Genomic DNA, 267 nt, shown 5'->3' with positions numbered 1-267 from the left:
GGCACTACACCTAACATAATAGTACAAAACGATGGCGCCATAGTACAGGGTGCTGCTGCCACAACAAATGAGAACTTTGGTAAAATTATATTCCATAAGTTTACTAACCCGCTTTACAGGCTGGACTACACCCTGTGGTCTGCGCCGATAACGGGCCAAACACTGCGCACGTTCTCTATGGGTACCTCTAACAACCGTTTTTATATATATGACTATGCCTTCAACGGCACCGCGTATGTACAGGGCTATTGGCCGGTAGACCCTATT

The 267-nt window shown here is 46.4% G+C and carries 1 protein-coding gene; it reads left to right on the top strand.

What is annotated here, in order from left to right; all coding sequences use genetic code 11:
- A partial coding sequence (locus ACLI09_RS18120) for a hypothetical protein (RefSeq protein ID WP_411421049.1) occupies window positions 1-267 on the top strand: 267 nt, incomplete at both ends.

Source organism: Flavobacterium sp. RHBU_24 (assembly GCF_046613695.1).
Classification (GTDB): Bacteria; Bacteroidota; Bacteroidia; order Flavobacteriales; family Flavobacteriaceae; genus Flavobacterium.
The sequence above is the reverse complement of the archived record's forward strand: the minus strand, read 5'-3'. Positions and strand labels throughout refer to the sequence as shown.